The organism is Thiothrix eikelboomii, from assembly GCF_900167255.1.
Taxonomy (GTDB): domain Bacteria; phylum Pseudomonadota; class Gammaproteobacteria; order Thiotrichales; family Thiotrichaceae; genus Thiolinea; species Thiolinea eikelboomii.
Map to the genome: position 1 here is coordinate 8,947 of NZ_FUYB01000033.1, position 15,576 is coordinate 24,522.

Below are 15,576 nucleotides of genomic sequence, written 5' to 3' on the forward strand. Positions count from 1 at the left end.
GGTTTTCTAAGCTGCCTATCCGGCAGTGAACGCTCAAACAGCGCAACCCATAGCGCCCAAGGCTTTCTAAGCTGCCTATCCGGCAGTGAACATGCAACCCGTCACGTCGTTAAATGTGCCATATTTCTAAGCTGCCTATCCGGCAGTGAACTGAATGAGCAAACTGTTTTGCTTCGACGTTGCTTTCTAAGCTGCCTATCCGGCAGTGAACTGAGTAATAAAATCGACTAGCGCATCTGGTTTTTTCTAAGCTGCCTATCCGGCAGTGAACTCTTCAACCTCCTAAACTTCTTGTTTTAACTTTTTCTAAGCTGCCTATCCGGCAGTGAACTAAGTATGCTGGATTCATCAACTAAAGCTACTTTTCTAAGCTGCCTATCCGGCAGTGAACAATGCGCATCAGATTGCGGGGGTACATTTGAATTTCTAAGCTGCCTATCCGGCAGTGAACTTTGTCCTGACGTTCCACCAGAACAACAGCAATTTCTAAGCTGCCTATCCGGCAGTGAACATGCAACCCGTCACGTCGTTAAATGTGCCATATTTCTAAGCTGCCTATCCGGCAGTGAACGGTGTATTTTACGTGCAGTATGGAGAGAGTGCTTTCTAAGTTGCCTATCCGGCAGTGAACTCGTGTATCGCGTCACCGGCGTGGAGCTGAAATTTCTAAGCTGCCTATCCGGCAGTGAACGTTTAACCTTAAAGAATGGTTTTAATGTCATTTTTCTAAGCTGCCTATCCGGCAGTGAACGCTGGCAAGCACCCAATAGGATAATTGCTTCTTTTCTAAGCTGCCTATCCGGCAGTGAACTACGAAGGTTTGATCGCCGTCTTTTTTGAGTTTTTCTAAGCTGCCTATCCGGCAGTGAACATGATTATGTTGCATTTAGTGGGCTAACAGGCTTTCTAAGCTGCCTATCCGGCAGTGAACTCGCTTGGCGACCAGCCAAGCATTATGCAAATTTTCTAAGCTGCCTATCCGGCAGTGAACGGTCGCTGGTCGCTCACTGGTGTTTAGCTAATTTTCTAAGCTGCCTATCCGGCAGTGAACGCATACTTGATTACTTACGCACTACGTGGAACTTTCTAAGCTGCCTATCCGGCAGTGAACTTGCACCACCTCTTTTTTTGCTCCCCGAATTTTTTCTAAGCTGCCTATCCGGCAGTGAACAACGCTGAGCGCGACAAGCGCATTGCTGGTACTTTCTAAGCTGCCTATCCGGCAGTGAACATTGCCATTTCTTCCACGCGGTAGCGTTCAAGTTTCTAAGCTGCCTATCCGGCAGTGAACAATGCGCATCAGATTGCGGGGGTACATTTGAATTTCTAAGCTGCCTATCCGGCAGTGAACCTAAGCGCTTTGACGGTGTGGCCTACAGCGGTTTTCTAAGCTGCCTATCCGGCAGTGAACGAGCGTTAAAGGCGCGTGGTGCTCCTCAATGATTTCTAAGCTGCCTATCCGGCAGTGAACCAGACTCTTTAAGAAAATCGCCGATTTTTACGTTTCTAAGCTGCCTATCCGGCAGTGAACGCATCTTCATATCTTGCGTAATCGTCTTTGCATTTCTAAGCTGCCTATCCGGCAGTGAACGACCTATCCCGTCGTACTGTTTACAAGCTAGTTTTCTAAGCTGCCTATCCGGCAGTGAACTCATACTGCTACAGACACCATCGTTAATCTTCTTTCTAAGCTGCCTATCCGGCAGTGAACCATTTTGATTGTTTTATACTATCAATTTGATATTTCTAAGCTGCCTATCCGGCAGTGAACCAGCAGCAGCTAGAATTTTAGACCCATGTAGTTTTCTAAGCTGCCTATCCGGCAGTGAACATAAAAGGCGTGAGGAACACACGCTCTGTGACTTTCTAAGCTGCCTATCCGGCAGTGAACCTGGGAAAAAGGAGAAGGGTTCAGCGGAAAGATTTCTAAGCTGCCTATCCGGCAGTGAACTGATGAAAGAGGAAACTATCGTGAACAGCAACTTTCTAAGCTGCCTATCCGGCAGTGAACATCATTCCTAACGATGGTTGGGCCAATGTCGATTTCTAAGCTGCCTATCCGGCAGTGAACATTGACGCGATAGATAGCGCTAAGAAGCAGTGTTTCTAAGCTGCCTATCCGGCAGTGAACGTATTTACCAATACCTTTGGAAACATCCGTATTTTCTAAGCTGCCTATCCGGCAGTGAACGCTTGGTTCTGCCATTCAAATGCTTATCTTGATTTCTAAGCTGCCTATCCGGCAGTGAACGTATTTACCAATACCTTTGGAAACATCCGTATTTTCTAAGCTGCCTATCCGGCAGTGAACGCTTGGTTCTGCCATTCAAATGCTTATCTTGATTTCTAAGCTGCCTATCCGGCAGTGAACGTTTTGTTGGAGTGCTGGCAACACTTCCCGATTTTCTAAGCTGCCTATCCGGCAGTGAACCTGGTACAAAGCAAACCGGTACCGCCTGAAGTTTTCTAAGCTGCCTATCCGGCAGTGAACGTGTATTAGTGCAGGTTGAGACTAAGCCGTCTTTTCTAAGCTGCCTATCCGGCAGTGAACACAATACGTTAGTTAATGATGTTAACTGGAATTTTCTAAGCTGCCTATCCGGCAGTGAACCCTCGACGAGCGCAGGCGGCTCGTCGAGTGGTTTTCTAAGCTGCCTATCCGGCAGTGAACTACTCCCCCCAGCCACAGGCACTGTAGTCAAATTTCTAAGCTGCCTATCCGGCAGTGAACGAAAATGATCGGCAGCTCATTTATGAGGCTGATTTCTAAGCTGCCTATCCGGCAGTGAACTATCCATTGCAGCCATTCGTGAGCGTCAGCGGTTTCTAAGCTGCCTATCCGGCAGTGAACGGACGCAAAGCGATTGCCGCTGCCTTGGGTATTTTCTAAGCTGCCTATCCGGCAGTGAACGGCATGCATATTTATTTTGTGGCGCTGGTGATTTTCTAAGCTGCCTATCCGGCAGTGAACAAATCGGCATCCCCGCTCATCAGCGTGCTAGCTTTCTAAGCTGCCTATCCGGCAGTGAACAGACCCAAATTGAGTCTATTATACATTCATCATTTCTAAGCTGCCTATCCGGCAGTGAACGCCGTCAATAACGCCGTTGCCCACGAAACGATTTTCTAAGCTGCCTATCCGGCAGTGAACAGGGAGCTTGCTGATAAGTACGGGATTAGCAATTTCTAAGCTGCCTATCCGGCAGTGAACAGGTGCAATGCTTAATCCAGCCCATGCTTACGTTTCTAAGCTGCCTATCCGGCAGTGAACGAGTTTTTCAATACGTTTCTATTCCGCTTAAATTTCTAAGCTGCCTATCCGGCAGTGAACCTTTACCCACGCGCCCACGCTTATAAGGTATCTTTCTAAGCTGCCTATCCGGCAGTGAACCAAATCTGCGCCATGAATGCATGCGGGCCGGTTTTCTAAGCTGCCTATCCGGCAGTGAACGCTCGCATTGCGCCTTGCCCGTTGGCCTCCTTTTTCTAAGCTGCCTATCCGGCAGTGAACAAAGTCAGCACCAAATACGCCCTTGTAAAGCTTTTCTAAGCTGCCTATCCGGCAGTGAACGATACAGCTCCATTATTAACGCGATACTTTAATTTCTAAGCTGCCTATCCGGCAGTGAACTAAGTATTGACATGCTGCGAGATTTAGCGGAGTTTCTAAGCTGCCTATCCGGCAGTGAACGGCTTGTCTGTGCTGATATAGCATCGGGTGAATTTCTAAGCTGCCTATCCGGCAGTGAACGACTTCAATAACTCCGACTACTTGCCGGATGTTTTCTAAGCTGCCTATCCGGCAGTGAACATCAGCAAGGTAAGTAGCGCGGCAATAATAACTTTCTAAGCTGCCTATCCGGCAGTGAACACTGGCAGCTTGAACAGCTGCTTCTGGTATCATTTCTAAGCTGCCTATCCGGCAGTGAACTAGCTACCGTTGTCATCATTCTTATTATTATCTTTCTAAGCTGCCTATCCGGCAGTGAACAATAGTATGGATGAACCTAGCGAAAAAGATAATTTCTAAGCTGCCTATCCGGCAGTGAACATTGCCTCGATAACCCAATAAATGTCGATGATTTTCTAAGCTGCCTATCCGGCAGTGAACAGAGACTATAACGCGATAAGTCCCCGTTTTTCAAACAAAAAAAGGTAAATTTTAGTATTTACCCCTTTTTTTAAGCGTTTCGCTAAGTGTTTGATTGTTAAAGAGCGATTTTGACGTTGCCAAAATTGGGGTAGCGGTTAGAAATCCGGTACACCCACGGTGGTGCTCAAACCATACGAGCTAAATTGCCAATGGTCTGGTTTAGAGGCTGGCCGTTTCTGAATGAACAAACGAAAAGCTTGTTCGCTGCTATGGCTATGCAAATGTATAAACGGCAAATCGCTACGTGCTTCCTCAAAATCCTTGAATGCGGCTTGAGCTTGTTCTAAGGATTCACCCAAAGAGTGCATACGACGGCGAATCAAGCGTTCTACCGACGACTTAACATGTACTCGTTGAAAGGTTGAAAAACTTAGATTCGGACGTTCAATCGAGCTTTGGCGCTGATGGACATAATCCTCCAACCGTCGTAGTTGCGCTTTTAAGTGCAACCGCTCTAAAGACGCTGCCTCTAAACTAATCAAGCGTAATTTGCTACCAAGGCTCGCCTCCTGCAATTTGCCCTGCTCATCCTGCTGATAGCGATACTCTGGCAAGCTCAAACCGACCGGATTATGCCCCAACTCCTTTTGCAAGTTGACTAAGCACAAATGCACCGTATCCATCACCTTACCCAGAATAAAGGCCGCAGGTACACCCTCATCCGGTAGACAACTTAATTCAATATAGTGATACATAATTTCCCCTACTTCGAGGACTGACCAAACACACCGCCACGCACCAACATAGCCATCACATAATGTGCTTCATTCTCGCCAATCGTTTCGCCTGTACCGAACCTATCAAATAGCGTGTAAAAGTCCTTTTTCTCGGTCGGCTTACGATAGGCTGTTCCCAAATTGGTAACTGCACCATAGGCCTCGACTGCAATCGGACGCTCCACACTATCGGCATACCAAGTATCAATCGTGCGTAAGGCATTACCGACTTTTTGCGAATGCAGCGCGGCAATCCCCTCGGTATCATACAAAATCTTGCTTTTATCACCTTTGTCCGTCACCAACTCCTCACTCGGATAAACCTCTTGCCCCTCACCTAATTGGCTATACGCTTCAATATCCAAGAGTGCAAAATCAGTTTGACCACTTAAACTCGCAGCAATCACCTCAGCCAAGGCTTGCACTTGAGGATGATCAAAACCGTTTAAACCAATTTCCCGCGCATTAAAAACCCACTGCGTTTTTTCTTCACCGCGCACATGTGTCACCCGCACCTCAAGCTGCTCCGCCCCCACACGGTTACGCCATAAGAACCGCGCATTAGCAAGATTGGTGGCATAGCGTTGCGCTAATTCTTTGAAGCCTGTTTTCTCCACATAGCCTTGCACGGCTGTTTTATAGGTTTCATTAAACGCTTGGTTATTGCACGCGGATGGAGTCTGCACACCACTTAACACCTTGAGCGTGAAACGCACCTTTAAAGTATCTTTATCATTCGGTAAGGCACAATGATCGACCGTCTGTAGATTAGGCTTTTCGACTTCCGCATCCAGTTTGGCGGGGTCATTTTCCAAGGCAGTGGATAAACGATTGGAAATCGTGCCACGCACCGACTTCACTTGTAATTTCAAGCCTTGCGCTTTGCCCTGCCGCTCGCCCCAACTCACTGCAAATAGTTGCGCATCGGACGGCACTAATTTTTTCTCAAATGCCAAGACGGACGGCATGCTTGCTTTGCCCTTTTTAGGTTCTTTCGCCATGTTAATTCTCCTTTTTAAACATTAAGTTCAGCGGCCTGCTGAGTACATAAATACAAATCGCCATCCTGTTGATAGCGCCAAATAATTTCATTCACGCTCTCGCAACGAATCGGCATCTTAAATTCACCCAAAGTCACTACCGATTCAGCAAAACGATGGGGGGTGCTGCTATCCCGTTGATTTTCGGCGAGCGCGGCAGGCGTAAGGGCATGAAAACCCGTCGCAATCGGGACTATCCAACCCTTATGCGTGCGGCTGGTTTGCCATTGTCCTTTGTCATCATCAAGTTCAGTGCAGGTGTGATTCAGTTGCAGCGCCCCGTGCAAAGCATCCAAAGCGTCTTGCCCACTTTGCATCGCTTCCAGCATTAAATCGCGCCGCTCCATCAGTACATAGCTAGGCATGAGGCTGCGTAAGGCTTTATCTTCATCCTCAATAAAATCCACTACCTTAACATCGAGAATATCGCCACCTGCTAATTTAAAGCGACTTAATAACAACTGCTTTATGCGTGCTGGCAGCTCATCATAATCGCGCCCTGTGGGGAGATTTTTGACTTCCAGCAACAAGGAAACGGTCAAGTTGCAGCGCCCTTCCTCGACAAATGAAGGTCGATTACCGTCTTTATCCAAAGGATTGGCGGTGAGCTTTAAGGAGCGGTTATAGCCTTCCTGATGGTCTTGCATCGTAAAACTGTGACTGGCAATGCCTACACCTGAGCACTGAAATTCATGCGCCGAATGGTCAGGATTCAGCTCCCGCTGGAGTTTATGCGCCAAGCCCATAAACGCAGTCACCGCCGGAAAGCCAAAGGTAAAGGCACTGGATAAAGCATTCGCGTTTTGCACCCGCAAACGCTTGAGCAATAGATAGTGGCTCATTGGAGGTAATCCTTATGCTGGCGGAAGTAGGTCACTAATTCATTCTGAAACGCAGTCACTTCTGTCACGCCTAAAGTCACAGCATCATTTTTCGAGCGCGAGCGATTATAGGTAGGTATAAACCAAGCAATCACCGCCTCAGCGATGTCTTCTTGCCAAGTCACATGCGTTGCCCGTTGATCTAGGAAAGCCGCATCCAGCCAAAGCTGCTGCGCTAAGGGCAGTTCAAAACCTTGCGCCGTTGACCAAGCGGCTGGCTGCAATTGCAAACGCATGGCACGCTCCAACACCCATTCAAACACCTGCGCCATTAGGCGCTTGCGCTGCTCTCGTATCGCCACATTGGTGTAATGCTCAATAGCAAACAGCTTATGCAAGCCTGCCAGTAGCTCTTGCAAATCCTTATCTTTGCTGTAGAGCGTTTTAAAAAAATCCGTCTTGGGCAAACGAAGATAGCGGCTATCCAATTCCGGCGGAAAACAAGGCAATAGCCAAGCTTCACCACCATTATTGCTATTCAGCTTACTGACATTTTGCGGCTTGGTACCCCCAAAATGCTGAGTCAACATACCGGCCATATCCGCAAAACCCTGTGCATGAAACTGCCCCTTGCGACGTGCCTCTCGCGCCAATTTAGTCGCCTCAGAAAACTTCATATTGCGTAAACGCTCGCGATGCTCAGTCATCAAGCCCGACGGATACAACACGGATAACAAGTGATAACTGTCTTCCACCAGGAAATAGACCTGCTTCACATTCGGGTGGGTTTTATTCCCTTCCGCATTATTTTTGATTTGCAAAAATGACTGACGCCACGCTTGAAAGGTGTCTTCATCCGCACCTAATAAGCCCTTTAACTGCGCTGTTTGCGCTTCAAAATGCTGCAAGACGGTTTGCCCATCCTCCAGCGACAAACTTAAAAACGCATACACATCCAAAGCCGCCGCATTGCCCACCACATCCTGCCCTGCGCATGCATTGCCTGAACGCAGAAAGCCATCGGCTTTATACTCACCTACAAATAATACCGGCGTAGCCCGCGCATCAGGATGACTAAACTTCGCCGGATGCGACACCAAACTCAGCTGTGCAGCCCGCTGTGCCGCATTCGCCACCCACACCAAGGTGGAATAATCACTCTCAATCTCGGCAGCGGACTTTTTACCTTCCTTCAAAGGCTTCTGCTTACGTCCATCTAAAAACGTGACAATCGGATTGCTCATAAAATAATCCTTTCTACAAAAATGCACTTGGCTTCAAAGACAAGCATCGTTTATCTCACCCCCTATTATCTGTATTTGACTTAACCGCTTAATCTGCCCATGCTTCTAGCTAGATTAGCTAGCTCACAAGGAGGCAGCTTATGATGCAATGGCGCTTAGCAGATGCTAAAAATCGCTTTAGTGAAGTGGTAAAACTTGCACTGAGCCAAGGCCCGCAACAAATTTTGCGGCGCGACGAATCGGTTGTGATTCTCTCCTTACAGGACTACCAACGCCTGCTGGGAGAACGCCCGAATTTCCGACAATTTCTTTTAGAGAGTACGCCTGATTTGAATGACCTTGATTTAAAACGCGATCCTTCTCCGATGCGAGCTGTGGACTTATGAGAGTGCTGCTTGATACCTGCATACTCTCCGAATTACGCAAGCCCACTTGCCCATTACAGGTTCGCCAAGCAGTAGAGGCACGGCAAAGCTCTGGTTTATTCGTCAGCGTCGTTACCATTGGCGAGATCACTAAAGGCCCTCTTGGATGACAGCCAACGCAAACGCGACTTAAGGCGATGGCTAAACACCCTCGAAACGCACTACCATGACCGTATCCTGTCAATTGATTTGGAAACAGTACGCCTTTGGGGCGAAATGACCGCTAAAGCCCAACGCTCAGGGCGTATCGTCGCAGCCAATGATGGCTTAATTGCTGCTACTGCCTTACGTCATGGTTTAACCGTCATGACCCGCAATGTGGCTGACTTCGTTCCCACTGGCGCACTACTGTTCAATCCTTGGGAGGATTAAAACAACCTCTTTTAAGCTTTGCGCCGTTGAAATCCTAATTCTGGCGCAAAGACAAAATGCGTCTCCCCTTCTCGATCCTCCAAGCGCACTTCCCCCAAAAACTCACAGGTACTGCGCACACTGCGCTCCCGAATCTGGCTGTAGCTTGCAATCAACTCTGCATAATCCAAGGGCAGCCACAGGCGTTTTTTCAAGGCTTCGGACAAGGTATCAATATGCAGATTCGCCGCTGCCTTACCGCGCTTGCCATCCTCTTCAGGGAAACGCAGCTCTAAACCCTCCTCCTCGGTCAGATGTAATTTAAAATTGCTGTCTTTATCAGAATCACGAAACGGAGTGGCTTGTTGTGCCATGCGCGTGAGGTAATAGGCGCAATGCAACCACGCTTGTACTTGGCGCGGGTGGTAATCCGTTTTGAGCAAAACATCCTGCAAGACTTGATGCTCTAAATCAGCCAGCATTTCACGCGGTTTCAAAGGGTTAGCGGCTTGAATACGTGGCGCAGCATCTAACTTATTTGCCAACACTTGCTCATCCACCAAGTCCTTTAAGCCGTGGCTGTTTAATAGATACGCTTTACTTTCATAGCCCGGATGATAGAACGCAGGTTGTGCCTCTGTCTTGTTTAACAAGCTTTTCAAATTGCGCTCGAGCAACCGGATATTGGGTTTTAAATCCTCTTGAATGGGGCGATGTCGCCATACCCGTCCTGCCATTTGAATCATGGAACGCAGCGACGACGGCTCAATCACCGCCCAATCTAAATCATGGTCACGCCCGACTTCTTCCACAGGTGTGGCGACCAGAATAAAGATCACATGAGGTTTGGTAGTTCCCTGTAAGTGTCGCTTAATCAATAAATGATCTTGCGGCTTTTTCCCATTTTTCCGATTCAGCACTTGACCCAGATGATGCTCTTGCTCTGAACGCAGCAATAAGACTTGGCGAGCGTGATAAGCCATCACGCGAATTTCAAGCTCGTCTGGCAATGCACAATCCAACAAATAGCGTGTCAATTGAATGCACGGATCAACATTCGCCACCCGCACCACACCTAGCGATAAGTACTTACCTGTGGCCTCATCGTGCTCTGCATGCACACGATGCAAGTCAATACAGCCTTGCAAAATGCGCTCAAACCAAGCTCGCTCAATCGCTTCGCGCTCAGTATCCACAGGCAAACGCTCGATGGCTTGAATCAAAGCTTTGCGCTTAGCAGGCTCACGCTCTAAAGCTCGTAAACGCTGAGTGACAAAGGCTTGATGCGCCTGTTGAAACGCCGCACTGTCGGGGATTAACTCAACCTGTGCACCAAACTCATCCAACCAAAACGCTGTGACCTCCGTTTGGCGCTTACGTGAGTTGGCAAATAGCCTCCAGCCTGCTTGATAAGCTTGAAATAAACCTTCAGCCACCGCTGGCGGAAGGGTCGCCGAGGAAATCATCAGCTTGCGTCCCAACATCCCGACTAAATGCACCAAGCGCGCAATTGCAGGCATGTCGCTTTGGTCAAAATCATCCACTTCATCAATCACCAAATCCGCCGACATCAAACGCAAGATCGGCAAAATCTGCTTACCGCCTGCGGTACTTTCCGTGGCAGGCATTAGGTGGTCAATCGTGGAAACCACGACGGGTGCATACAGCAACTGGCGACTTTTAGTATTTTTTAAAATCGTGCTAAAGCGCGTTTCAGGAATCGCCATTTCATAAATCAGCTCTAAATCGGCGGTTAAATCTTGTTCTGAAGCCGAACCCGATTCCGCTTCCAACGCTTCTACTTGTGCGGCAGCGGTTTGCTCAGCTTTGCCTTGCTCATGTAGAAAGCGCACCGCTGCCGAACCGATTAAAACTGCTAGTTGGGTTTTATCTAACTGGAGTTTTTCGCGGTATTCATCCCCCGTTTGCAAGGTCAAAGTACGCAAACCTAAAGCAAGGTTAAAGCGCAAACTATGATCTGTTTGTAAGGCAGCCATCACTTTGGCATTAGCAAAAGTCTTGCCATAACCCGTGCTCGCCATATTCACCGCGAAAAAACCTTGCTTGGCTAGATCATGCCCTTTATGCCATTCTGCTAGCTTCTGCACGGCTTGATTCTGCCATGCAAACATCCCCTTAGCAGGCTTGCGTAAGGCACGTAACTCGTCGACTTTGGGTAGTTCGGTTTCAAAACGCGGCAGAAAATGGGTAATTTCTAAAGCTGCCTCCGCAACCCGAACTAAATGCTCATCGAGCTTTTGCTTGGGCTGACCTGTTTTTCTATCGGTATTCGCATTGAGTTCTAAACTGGTTTTCCAGCCCTTGTCTGCTTCAGCTGAAGAATAATTATGATCACCCAGCATCAAAGACAAGCGTGCTAAAGTTAATAATAAGCGCTCGCTAGTTTCAGCCTCTGGCACACGCGGCAATAATTCTTGAGCTTTCTTTGCCCAACGTGCCGCATCTTTACACCACGCCTCAGATAATAAGGGCAAACCTTGACTAAATTTCCATTTAAGCTCGGCGGGTTTCTTTTCATTGATAGGTTTGATATAGCCCATCGTGCGTTGGATGTTTTTTAGCACTATCCAACGTAGTTGCTTTTTTTCGCCTGCACTCGAAAAACTAGCTTCACTCATGTGGGGCAATTTGTGGTGTGTCACAATCAGCCAGCCTATCCAAGTGGCTAAACTGCTCCAATTTTCATTAAAGGGGTAGTCTTTTGACTCAATGGGGGGCTTAGCCGTTTCAATGAGTTGTTTGGTAAAAGCTTGGCGTTCTTTTGCTGACTGGTTACTGAGCGCAATCAATTCACCCAACCATTGCTGATCACTTTTGCCATCAGTCAGTGCTTTGAATAGCAAGAGTGAAATCCATTCATGCCGAATCGGGTCACGTTTTTTATTATCTTTGAGCATAATCTGGAAATAATCCCACGACTTGCCAAAGTCATGAAACAAAGCCGAGAGTGCTACCAAAACTTTAATCAGCTGCAAATACTGCCAATCATTTTCCCAATGCTCTTTGAGTAAATCGCGCTGGGTACGATTCACCGGCACATTGCCTGTAAAATCAAACTCGCGCTTATTACCGACAATCCAGACTAACTCGGTTCGGCTCGTGCCATGCATCCGGTGACAGGCCACCGCTGTAGTTTTGCGGGCGGTTTTAGCGAGGCGGCTTTTGACGGCATTTAAGCCTTCTTGGGTAATGACGGTTTGCCAAGTACGCTCACCAATTCGATTGGCGTAAGCATCTAAAATTTGCCGTGTGAGTTTCAGGGAGTTTTTTTGGCACTGCGAAACAAAGGTGACAATCATAAAGCCGACCCTGTTTGTGCAGCCTCTTTCACGCAATCAAACATGAAATCCAGCGCTTCATGCTGAGTAAAGGCTTGCAAACAACGCTGGCGAAACTCTTGCTCGGTATCGCCTTCGTGGGCTGCAATAAATGCCAGCGGCAACACCAAGGTATCTTTAATCAAATCAGCCACATCAAATACCAAAGCACCCCGCCGGGTTTTACCGTGCATCACTGCAAAGCCATGTGGAATACCCAAGACCCATAAACACGTCGCGGCTAAACCGTAGGCTAGATAGTTGCCATGATTTAAAAACTTATTGGCGCTATCGGTTTGTGCGGGGTCATGATCGCGGGTAAAGCCTTCTGCTTGGGTACGATTCGCCGCAAATGCATATAAGGATTTGGTGAGCTGCATTTCTGCCGCTAGCAATTTCGTAACATCCGAACTGGTTTGAATATCCTGCTGATAACGTGCCAGCGTCTTATCTAATTGGCTATCGTTCACTGCAAAATCATAGTTTTTTAAGACTCTATCTTTAGCCCAGACCTTGGCTAAATACTGCAAACGCTGAGTTTGGAACAACTTGGCAATACTTAAGCGCTTGTGTGGATCAAACCAAAAACTGAGCCAAGCTTGTAAATACTCGGTGGGGCGATATTCACTGTGTGGGGACAACCATTCAATTTCATTCGCAGGTTTAACTTCGGTCGCCGCTAATAAGGGTGTTCCACCACCACCAGAAAACCCAAACATTACCCCTGCTCCACACAGATCGCGTACTGCGGCTTGGGTAATTGAGGTGCCTGTACCCAACAATAAAACTGTGGTATTGGCAATCGGTATATTCCAATACTGGTTTTCTTCTTGAGCAGTTTTTAAAAATACTACTCGCCCATCTTTCACCATGACACGACAGTGTTCAAGGTAATACATATTGGCACGCTTGGAATGGAGAATATCTTGATGATGAGAATACGCTTGCGCCATCAATATTAGCCCTAATCAAATTGGACAAATATTAATCTTAACACTGCCAAACCTAGATTAAAAATTTCAATCAAGAATCAAATCAAAAAACATCATTAACAATAGCAGTCAATTAAGCTAACCAACATATATATTTGAAAACAGCCATTCGCAGGGCATCACACACGAGATCAGCAGTCATCCGTTCGGACATTGACCAGCCAATCACCTGACGAGAATACAGATCAAGGATGACGGCCAGATAGAGCCAACCCGCCTCTGTCCACCGGTAGGTGATGTCACCCACCCATTTCTGGTTAGGCGCGGTGGTGCTAAAGTCCTGATTTACAGGTTATGAAACACGAGCAAGTTATGCTTGCTGTAGTTAGTTGCCTTGAACTTACGGGCAACTTTGACAATCAGACCTTGGCGTTGCAAGCTGGCAGCGACCGTTTTTAGGTTGTAGTGCTGCTGGTCATCCTGTTGGAGAAGTACGTCGCCGCATTTTTTAAGATCGACAACTCCTCTGCTTGCTGAGCGAGCTGACGCTTTAGGCGGACATGCTCAGCTGCGAAGGCGGCTGTGATTCGTGCAAACCTAGTCGCTGAGCTGCCTTGACTATGCCCGATTCAGCCGCTAGCTTCAGGGTTTGATCTGTTTTCTTTAAACCTAATTAAATCTACTCTGTACTCATCAATATGAATAGATTAGTCCCGATCAGTGAAGCCTCAAAACTCCTTGGAGTGTCTGTACCGACCCTGCCGTTGGGAAGCGGAAGGTCGGTTAATTCCCGAACACACCTCCGGCAAACACCGCCGTTATGATCTGTTGAAACTCAAGCCGGAACTGTTCCGTGCCAGCGAAGACAGCCGCAAAACACTTGCCTACGCCCGTGTATCCAGCCACGATCAGAAAGCCGACTTGGAACGCCAAAAGCAAGTGCTGGAATTGTATTGCGCCCAACAGGGCTGGACATTCGAGCTAATATCTGACCTTGGTTCAGGTATGAACTACTACAAAAAAGGGCTGAAACGCCTGCTCAATGAGATTCTGGCGGGGCATGTCGGGCGGCTAGTCATCACCCACAAAGACCGCCTGCTGCGGTTTGGGGCGGAACTAGTGTTTTCCATCTGTGAAGCGAAACACGTGGAAGTGGTGATCGTGAACAACGGCGAGGACACCGCTTTCGAGGAAGATTTGGCCACCGATGTGCTGGAAATCATCACGATTTTCTCAGCACGATTGTATGGCTCACGTTCGCGCAAAAACAAAAAGCTGCTGGACGGAGTAAAGCAAGCCGTGGAGGATGCGCGCACATGATCATCAGCCACAAAATCCGTCTTGACCCCAACAATAAACAAGCCACGTACTTTGCTAAGGCGGCGGGTACGGCGCGGTTTGCCTATAATTGGGCATTGGCAGAATGGCAAAGCCAATACGCGGCATGGAAAGACGACAACAGCCAGCCCAAACCCAACCAGATGGCGCTACGCCGCCAATTGAACGCTATCAAACGGGAACAATTCCCGTGGATGCTGGAAGTCACCAAAAATGCCCCACAAATGGCGATCATCCAACTGGGGCAAGCCTTCACAAACTTCTTTGCCGGACGTGCGAAGTACCCACGATTCAACAAGAAAGGCAAAAGCCGTGACAGTTTCACCCTCACCAACGACCAGTTCACCTTTGACGGTTGCCGCATTCGCATTCCCAGCCTTGGGTTAGTGCGGATGCGGGAGACGTTACGCTTTCCCGGTAAAATTCTCTCCGCCACGATTTCCCGCACCGCCGACCAGTGGTTCGCCAGTATCACCGTGGACACGCAAGACCACAATCACCTCCCGCCCGCCGAAAACCAAGGTGTGGTGGTAGGGGTGGATTTGGGCGTATCTGCACTGGCAACGCTGTCCACGGGCGAAGTAGTGGTCGGGGCGAAGCCGCACAAAGCCTTGCTTTCCCGCCTCAAACGGCTATCCCGCAGCCTGTCCCGCAAGACCAAAGGCAGCGCCAACCGCGCTAAAGCCCAAGCAAAACTGGCAAGACTTCACGCCCGCATTGCCAACATCCGCCAAGCCAGTTTGCACCCACTTACCACGGATTTGACCCGCCGTTTCCACACCCTCGGCATTGAAGATTTGAATGTGTCGGGCATGGTGAAAAACCGCCATTTATCCCGTGCCATCAGTGACATGGGATTTTTTGAGTTTCGGCGACAACTGGAATACAAGGCAGCCATGCGGGGTGCGGTGGTCGTGGTGGCAGACAGGTTCTTTGCCAGCAGCAAGACCTGTTCAGCGTGTGGTGAAAAGGTAGATAAACTCCCGCTATCCATCCGATCGTGGGAATGCCCGTGTTGTGGTGCAAGCCATGACCGAGATGTGAACGCGGCTATTAACTTAGCCCACTACGCCGTGAGTTACACGGTGTCTGCCTGTGGAGAGGATGGCTCTGGCTTGGCGCGCAAGCGACCCGCGAAACCAGCCCCTGTGAAGCAGGTATTCAACACCCAACCTACTTTTAGTTAGATAGAGGTAGGTTGGGATAGGTTTGAAATAA

Annotated in this window: 10 protein-coding genes, 2 pseudogenes and 1 CRISPR repeat array; of the genes and pseudogenes, 5 read left to right on the forward strand and 7 right to left on the reverse strand. The window is 48.4% G+C overall.

Annotation, left to right across the window (positions count from 1 at the left end; translation table 11 throughout):
• Positions 1-3 precede the first annotated feature (3 nt).
• Positions 4-4,111: direct repeats of the CRISPR family, unit length 28 nt; unit sequence TTTCTAAGCTGCCTATCCGGCAGTGAAC.
• Between the two features lie 137 nt (positions 4,112-4,248).
• From cas6f to csy1, 4 genes are read right to left on the reverse strand one after another with little or no spacing between them, the layout of a single operon-like run.
• A complete protein-coding gene (gene cas6f / locus B5D50_RS19130; protein WP_078924257.1) occupies positions 4,249-4,848 on the reverse strand; it encodes a type I-F CRISPR-associated endoribonuclease Cas6/Csy4 in 600 nt (199 codons plus the stop codon).
• Between the two features lie 8 nt (positions 4,849-4,856).
• On the reverse strand, positions 4,857-5,870 hold the full coding sequence (csy3, locus tag B5D50_RS19135; RefSeq protein ID WP_078924258.1) for a type I-F CRISPR-associated protein Csy3: 1,014 nt from the start codon (positions 5,868-5,870) through the stop codon (positions 4,857-4,859).
• Positions 5,871-5,884: 14 nt separating this feature from the next.
• The gene (csy2, locus tag B5D50_RS19140) at positions 5,885-6,751 is read right to left on the reverse strand and encodes a type I-F CRISPR-associated protein Csy2 (protein WP_078924259.1); all 867 of its coding nucleotides are present in this window, start codon (positions 6,749-6,751) and stop codon (positions 5,885-5,887) included.
• Complete coding sequence (gene csy1 / locus B5D50_RS19145) at positions 6,748-7,974, reverse strand: type I-F CRISPR-associated protein Csy1 (RefSeq protein ID WP_078924260.1); 1,227 nt, start codon at positions 7,972-7,974, stop codon at positions 6,748-6,750. Before csy1 ends, csy2 begins: the two co-directional genes overlap by 4 nt.
• 140 nt (positions 7,975-8,114) lie before the next feature.
• Here csy1 and B5D50_RS19150 point away from each other — a divergent pair, with 140 nt between their 5' ends.
• Genes B5D50_RS19150 through B5D50_RS19155 form a run of 3 tightly spaced genes read left to right on the forward strand, consistent with a single transcriptional unit; the run spans position 8,115 to position 8,771 of the window.
• Positions 8,115-8,360, forward strand: coding sequence for a type II toxin-antitoxin system Phd/YefM family antitoxin (locus B5D50_RS19150; protein WP_078924261.1), 246 nt, complete (start codon positions 8,115-8,117; stop codon positions 8,358-8,360).
• Positions 8,357-8,509 carry a PIN domain-containing protein gene (locus B5D50_RS20265; RefSeq protein ID WP_143594429.1) on the forward strand — a complete coding sequence of 51 codons (153 nt, stop codon included), beginning with the start codon at positions 8,357-8,359 and terminating at the stop codon, positions 8,507-8,509. The genes B5D50_RS19150 and B5D50_RS20265 overlap by 4 nt, the downstream gene beginning before the upstream one ends.
• On the forward strand, positions 8,502-8,771 hold the full coding sequence (locus tag B5D50_RS19155) for a PIN domain-containing protein (protein ID WP_159448687.1): 270 nt from the start codon (positions 8,502-8,504) through the stop codon (positions 8,769-8,771). The genes B5D50_RS20265 and B5D50_RS19155 overlap by 8 nt, the downstream gene beginning before the upstream one ends.
• 11 nt (positions 8,772-8,782) lie before the next feature.
• Here the strand turns inward: B5D50_RS19155 and cas3f are convergent, their stop codons facing one another.
• The 3 genes and pseudogenes from cas3f to B5D50_RS20905 form a co-directional block, all read right to left on the reverse strand.
• Positions 8,783-12,070 (reverse strand): type I-F CRISPR-associated helicase Cas3f, encoded by a 3,288-nt coding sequence (cas3f, locus tag B5D50_RS19160; protein ID WP_078924263.1) that lies wholly within the window; start codon positions 12,068-12,070, stop codon positions 8,783-8,785.
• Positions 12,067-13,041 carry a type I-F CRISPR-associated endonuclease Cas1f gene (cas1f, locus tag B5D50_RS19165; RefSeq protein WP_078924264.1) on the reverse strand — a complete coding sequence of 325 codons (975 nt, stop codon included), beginning with the start codon at positions 13,039-13,041 and terminating at the stop codon, positions 12,067-12,069. The genes cas3f and cas1f overlap by 4 nt, the downstream gene beginning before the upstream one ends.
• A gap of 133 nt (positions 13,042-13,174) precedes the next feature.
• A pseudogene (locus B5D50_RS20905) lies at positions 13,175-13,482 on the reverse strand (DDE-type integrase/transposase/recombinase); the annotation flags it as partial.
• Between the two features lie 236 nt (positions 13,483-13,718).
• Here B5D50_RS20905 and B5D50_RS19175 point away from each other — a divergent pair.
• A pseudogene (locus tag B5D50_RS19175) lies at positions 13,719-14,340 on the forward strand (IS607 family transposase).
• The gene (locus tag B5D50_RS19180; protein ID WP_078922124.1) at positions 14,337-15,545 is read left to right on the forward strand and encodes an RNA-guided endonuclease InsQ/TnpB family protein; all 1,209 of its coding nucleotides are present in this window, start codon (positions 14,337-14,339) and stop codon (positions 15,543-15,545) included. The pseudogene B5D50_RS19175 and the gene B5D50_RS19180 overlap by 4 nt, the downstream one beginning before the upstream one ends.
• The last annotated feature ends 31 nt before the right edge of the window (positions 15,546-15,576 follow it).